Here is a 5,816-nt window from a genome sequence, read left to right on the forward strand (position 1 = left end):
CATGCCCTTCTTGAAGTTGAGGACCAGGTCTTCGGCGTTCATGCTGCCCCCATCATCGCGGTCTATGGGGTCAACGATATGGCACCGTGGGGACACATGTATGTCAATCCTGGTCTAACAGAGCCTTTACAAAAGCACCCATGTTCTTGATGGTTCTATTGTCTTCACGGCACTTTTGCTTCGGAAACCTCGAGAGCAAGGAATTCCACAGGTTTCTAAGGCTGTGGTCTTTCTTAGGCTTAGCCCCACATTTTTTTATCGCCCTCTTGATTGAAAGCTCAGTACAGTGCCTTGTGAGGAACATCACCGGAATCGCGTAGGAATGCTCCAGGAACACATACATGCCCGGCCTGTCGGTCGCTCTCCTCCCGGCGGCCGCAAGCTCCTTGGCGGCATTGAGGAAGGATTTAATGAATTCATCGTCGAACCTGTCGGCTTTAAGTTCGTCTTTCACTAGGGCAGACGAGTCCAACAGCGTGAAATACCTTAAAGTGGGGTCATCAAGGCCATCCATCTGAGGCTTCATGACCTGTTGATCCTTGTATTTAGGGAAAACATGGTCATTGAACATGCTATCCATCAGAGAATCTCTCCTGTCTTCGCGTCCATCCTCGCCCCCGACCTCGGGTTGGTGAAATCGTATACGGCCTCGCTATCATGGTCGGGCTCGATCACGAACAGCGGCCCGACACGAGCACGTCGGCCAAGATGCGTTCGGTGGTCAACATGACGGGGCCTATCTGCGTACGGAACATAAAAGAAGCGGCGCTGCTAATGGTAGCGCCGCCTGCATCATCAAAGAAGAATCGTTATCGATCGCCTCGGGGACTCTTCGTTCAAAACCAGAGTGTGTCGATTACCATTCATCGAAGTCCATCCACTCCACAGGCAGCATCAGACCGTAATAATCGACGGGCGTTTTGAATCGAATCCTGCCCAAATGACCGTCGCTCTTCCGCACCCAACTGCGTCCGTAGCGATCGGTGAAAGCCACCTCGCAGCCGAAGGCCTTATGCATCGAGCAATCGAGATGCCCGATACACCTCACGGTTTTGCCCGGAGCAACGGACGAGAGTAGAACTCTGCAGCCACACCCCTCGACGTCCCTCCCGTCTTGAGGCCCGGCACCTTGGACGAGCGCGGCAGTGAGGATAACTTGGTAAACGACGTCGTTGCTATTGTTCATCACTTCTAGTCCGAACTGCGGCCCGAAATCAACCCTGCACCTGCCAACCGTGGCCGTCTCCCCCTCGGGCATCCTGACCACACGGGCACAGATGGCCGAGGCCTGGCTCCGCGCGGCCGCCCGGCGGCCCCGTATCAGCGTGACAATCCACTGGAGGAGAGTGAGCGCCAACGAGAGGAAAGCAACAGCCGTGCCGAAATCGATTTGACCGTTGAAACTAATTACAACGCTATCTGGGAACATTTGGTCAACCCATCCGCCAGCGCCGCCGCCTCAAGGAGAGGCTTCCGGTCAACGGGCCCCACTTGGCGAACGGCTCGCTTCTCCCGTCGCACATCCCGCATTCTGGCCGCAGGCCTCTCGTGAATCCATGGGTAAAAGAGCACGCGGTAGCGCTCGTAAAACCCTTCTCCAGGCATATCATCATCGGAGCGCACGATATCACAGTCTCCTTCCTCTACAGATTCCGCCTTATGGAGACCCTACACCAACAATCGCGACACTACCTTCGCCATCGGCTCGTCGGCGTCCAAGCGCCACCTCCAATCAATCTCGCCCCGCCGCGAAAAGCAGGAAGCCGACCCGAAGGACGGCTCCCCAGTGTCCCGTGCGGCGGAGGATGACCGCACGGCTATGTTCCTAGACGTGTCGCCATGCCGAGGGCCGCCCCGGAGGACGGCCCTCGGCATGGCGTTCGGGCTACAGCCCGATGAGCCCCCTGAGTCCAGGGTGGGAGAGCGCCATCATCGCAGCCATGATGACCACGAGGACGACGTCTGCGGCGATCAGACAGTTCCTCGGCCATTTTCCCAGCTCGACATTCCGATGGTTGAAGGACATCTTCCAGATGAAGACCAGCAGGATGCAGACCGTGTTGATGAGCACGAAGCCCACGAGCGCGGCGAGGAGCACGATGGCGCGTATGCCGCCGTCGATGCCGAGCGCGCCCATCGCGGAGGTCGAGAACCCGACGCCGCCGTTGAAGGCGAGCACGACCGCCGCGAACACGCCGAGGATCGCGATGTACTCCATCCTCGTCTTGTCGAGGCGCTCGTCGAACTCCCTTTCCAGCTCTGCGCGTTTCTGGTCCGCCTCGTCCCTTTCCGCTTTCACTTCGGCGATTGCCGCTTTGAATGTGCGCATGGCCTGCTGCTGTTCGATGTCGTGGCTCAGCCTCGTCTTTTCCAGGTCGATGTGGTCGGCGAGTTTGAGGACACTTTTCGCCTGGTCACAAAATCCATGTTTCGTCAGGTTGTCATGGATGATGCGAATGTTCTCGGCGAGGCAGTTGACCGAATAGGGGACCCCTTCGTCCAAGTCCCCAGGGGACTGCCCGAGTGCATTGAATACCAGGTCGCAGATGTCGGCATATCTATGGCGATAGGGCTCGCTCCCCCCATATAGCTTTACGAAGAAGTTCGAGGCTCGGCGGATGTCATCCTGGGAGAGCACCGCAGCATCATCCGTGCTGGCGAGGGATTCGAGCATGTCGCGGAGAGCCTTGCGTTTCTCTGCGTCGTCGCTGCCTGCGTTTATTGGGGGAACTTTCAGGGGTGGCTTCGAAAGAGTCCCAATCTTGCTGGTGAGCAGAGAGAGGGCCCTTTCGAAGTTTTCGGCCGCCTTTGCGTAGTCTTGCTCGGTCACTCAGAGACCTCGCTAGCGCACTGCATGATCAATTCATTTGGGATGATTCCCTTGTGTAGGCGCTTCTGGTTGTAGATGACGTCCCACGGAGACCCCTCGGCGTGTGAGATCCTGACGAGCTCCCATGGGGATTTCTCGGCGAGCATGTCCACCCCCGCATCCAGAAACGGGCGGATGGAATCATTTATCTCGGTGTCGAACTCGCGTTTTATCGGGAAGCCGCCGCAGTCAGAGAACTTAACGTAGACATCTCTGATGACCGGGCCGTAGGGCCATGCCTCAAACTGGTCGACGAATAGCAGCTCGCCGGTCTCGCTCGCGTGTATGACTTGCAGGAAGTAAAGAATCTTCTGGAGCTGAAGATTGCTGATTGGCGTGTCGTGGCGATATCGCCTGCTGACGGCGTACTCGGCGATTTCCATCGCACAGTACTCTGTCCCGATTTGGACTTTCATCTGTTTCCTCCTTTCCCAAATCATACCAGTGATGTGCTTCCCATCTGCGCTTATCGTGATAAAAGCATCTCAGCTCGCCCGGACAAAAAACGGACGGTCCCTCCAGCGGGGGTTCCGGTCTCGGACGCGCCCCCTAGTCCTCCACGGCCCCAGCACCAGGGCGAACGGCACGTGCAGCAGGAACGCCATGAGCACGAGCGCCGTGACCGCAATGCCCAACGCCCATTTCACGTCTTCGCCAATCACTTCATCTCCTTCCGCTCGAACCTGCAGAAGCGCGCACATGCGCCCAAGGTCGCTACCGTGTATCTCGCGATCACCACATCCCTCGCTAATGGCGCGCGTGGCCCTGCGGTCGGCGAGCCCGGACTCGAGCACCCAGCTGACCACCGAGCAGATCGAGGGGTTCTGCCCCAAGGCGTCCGAGGCGCTCGAAGAGGCCGAGGCCGACGCGCTGGCCTACCTCGACTTCCCCTACGAGCACCACGTGAGACTTCGCACCAACAACGTGCAGTAGCGCGCCAACCGCGAGCCCAAGCGCCGCGGCTGCGTGGTGCAGGTCTTCCCCAGCAGGAAGTCGCTCATCAGGATGATGGGAGCGGTGTTCTCAGAGATGGACGAGGGCTGGGCCGGACGCCGCCAGTTCAACGAAGACCCCATCGGCAGGGCCGTCGAGGGCGCCAAGGTGAACGCGCCTGCCTACGAGGGCCCTGCCGCCGAGCACGCGGCCGGGATCATCGCACTCGTCGCGGCCGGTAACCCCGTTGTCGGCAGGAAGGCGGCGTGACATAGGCTAGAATGACGGCATTCTAGATGATTCTCGGTTCCTCGGGCAGCCTGCGGCCACCCTCGAGAACCGAGCCCTACATCATGATTCGCGACACTACCATACTGTTGATAAGCGAAAGGGGCTTGCGATGCGTAAGTCAGCAAGATACTTGGGGCGGGATGTTGGGCTTAACGCAGAGGAGGTGAATGTCTGGCTGAAGGAAGAAGGCTACCTCGAAGGCGAACCTGGAGATTATAGGGTCACCGAGAAGGGGCGTCCTTATGCCACGCAGAGGCACTGGGAAACCGGAAGCCCTAATCATGCTGGCTATGTTTCCACGTCATGGAAAGAGGAAATCCTCAATGAAATTGGCCCGCTTTCCCCGGAACGCAGACGTGAGCTTTCCGATTCGGTTGCAGCCAATCGCGCCGAAAAGAAAAGGCAGAGAGAAGAGTGGGAGGCATCGCTTGCGGCAAATGGCGATGACAGTCTTGATGACGGCCAGCGCGATGGCAATGATGCCTCCGATTCGAACGGTGGCAAGGTGGCGGCTGCTGCGATTACCGTAATTGCCGTTAGCTTTCTGGCGGTGAAAGGTGCTCAGGCGGCAAAGCCTCATGTCGAAAAATGGTGGCGTGAGACCGCGCGTCCAAAGATTGTCAAGACAAAGAAAAACGTTATGGCGAAGTTCAAGGGAGTATCTGACGAGCAGGGCGAGGAGGCTGATCCTAAGACAACGGAGAAGACAGCAGATTAACCTTTAGCGCCTTTCAGTGGCGAGGAGAAGCAGCACGCTGCGCCCTCACCCACGCAAGATGTCGTCCATAATTGCGAACCTCACTGCTTCGATCGAGTGGTCGTTGCCGTCGGGGATGCCCTCAAGCCACGTCCCGTCGCAGTCGTGGTCGTGGTCGTACTTCTTGAGCCTGGACTTCTCATGCGCCAGCGGGCAGCGCACCGGGTCGATGCAGATTTTGCGCACCCTGCCAGCACTCGTAGGAGAGCCGCCTCGTGTTGCTCTTGGGCACGAGCCTCACCTGCAGCCCCACCTTGCGCCGCACATGGCCATCGACTGCTTGCATTCGGGCGTTTCGCCGCACCAGATCAGATCGCCGTGCAGGTATACGTCCCCGCCGGGCTCGTCCGCGTAGGCGTACAACTGGGTGAATAGCATCACCACAGTATTTATGGCGAGGAAGGCCACAAGCAAAGGCGCAAGAAATACAATACACGACGCACGACGCTCCACCAACCAACCGCCATTCAGGGACACATTCGGCCAACTGCGCACTAAACAAAGCGGGGTCCGGAGCGCTAGTCCGGGACCCCGCTTTGTTTCGCAAGGGCTGCTACCTCTACTGCCCCTGCGCGCGGTAGCGGGCCTCGGTGGCCTCCTTGGTCGGTCGCCACCAGGACTCGTTGGCCACGTACCAGTCGATGGTGGCCTTCAGGCCCTCGGCGAAGTCGGTGTGGGCCGGCCTCCAGCCGAGCTCGCGCTGGAGCTTCGTGCTGTCGATGGCGTAGCGGCGGTCGTGGCCGGGGCGGTCGGCGACCCAGTCGAAGTCCTCGGGGTCGCGGCCCATGGCCTCGAGGATCATGCGCAGCACGGTGATGTTGTTCTTCTCGCCATTAGCCCCGATGAGGTAGGTCTCCCCCGTGCGGCCCTTGGTGAGGATGTCCCAGACGGCCGAGGAGTGGTCCTCGGTGTGGATCCAGTCGCGCACGTTCTCGCCGCGGCCGTAGAGCTTGGGGCGCACGCCGT

The 5,816-nt window shown here is 59.2% G+C and carries 8 protein-coding genes and 1 pseudogene; 3 read left to right on the forward strand and 6 right to left on the reverse strand.

What is annotated here, in order from left to right; genetic code table 11:
* Positions 1-103 precede the first annotated feature (103 nt).
* The 4 genes from RX395_RS09460 to RX395_RS09475 all read right to left on the reverse strand — a co-directional run bounded on the left by RX395_RS09460 (position 104) and on the right by RX395_RS09475 (position 3,285).
* A complete protein-coding gene (locus RX395_RS09460; protein ID WP_316367189.1) occupies positions 104-526 on the reverse strand; it encodes a hypothetical protein in 423 nt (140 codons plus the stop codon).
* A gap of 330 nt (positions 527-856) precedes the next feature.
* Positions 857-1,429 carry a hypothetical protein gene (locus RX395_RS09465; RefSeq protein ID WP_316367191.1) on the reverse strand — a complete coding sequence of 191 codons (573 nt, stop codon included), beginning with the start codon at positions 1,427-1,429 and terminating at the stop codon, positions 857-859.
* 456 nt (positions 1,430-1,885) lie between these two features.
* A complete protein-coding gene (locus RX395_RS09470) occupies positions 1,886-2,830 on the reverse strand; it encodes an MnhB domain-containing protein (protein ID WP_117636977.1) in 945 nt (314 codons plus the stop codon).
* On the reverse strand, positions 2,827-3,285 hold the full coding sequence (locus RX395_RS09475; protein ID WP_316367193.1) for a Panacea domain-containing protein: 459 nt from the start codon (positions 3,283-3,285) through the stop codon (positions 2,827-2,829). Before RX395_RS09475 ends, RX395_RS09470 begins: the two co-directional genes overlap by 4 nt.
* A 343-nt stretch (positions 3,286-3,628) precedes the next feature.
* On the opposite strand from RX395_RS09475, the gene RX395_RS09480 reads away from it, so the two are divergent.
* The 3 genes and pseudogenes from RX395_RS09480 (at position 3,629) to RX395_RS09490 (ending at position 4,811) form a co-directional block, all read left to right on the forward strand.
* On the forward strand, positions 3,629-3,802 hold the full coding sequence (locus RX395_RS09480; RefSeq protein ID WP_158551475.1) for a hypothetical protein: 174 nt from the start codon (positions 3,629-3,631) through the stop codon (positions 3,800-3,802).
* A 15-nt stretch (positions 3,803-3,817) separates the two neighbouring features.
* Positions 3,818-4,072, forward strand: a pseudogene (locus tag RX395_RS09485) (IS256 family transposase); the annotation flags it as partial.
* Positions 4,073-4,202: 130 nt separating this feature from the next.
* Positions 4,203-4,811, forward strand: coding sequence for a hypothetical protein (locus tag RX395_RS09490; protein WP_316367196.1), 609 nt, complete (start codon positions 4,203-4,205; stop codon positions 4,809-4,811).
* Between the two features lie 45 nt (positions 4,812-4,856).
* On the opposite strand, the gene RX395_RS09495 is transcribed toward RX395_RS09490, so the two are convergent.
* Positions 4,857-5,036, reverse strand: coding sequence for a hypothetical protein (locus RX395_RS09495; RefSeq protein ID WP_117654730.1), 180 nt, complete (start codon positions 5,034-5,036; stop codon positions 4,857-4,859).
* 373 nt (positions 5,037-5,409) lie between these two features.
* Positions 5,410-5,816: GDP-mannose 4,6-dehydratase (locus RX395_RS09500; RefSeq protein WP_316367199.1), on the reverse strand; the 407-nt coding region annotated here is incomplete at its 5' end.

This window comes from Collinsella aerofaciens (assembly GCF_032584215.1).
In the GTDB taxonomy this organism is placed as follows: domain Bacteria; phylum Actinomycetota; class Coriobacteriia; order Coriobacteriales; family Coriobacteriaceae; genus Collinsella.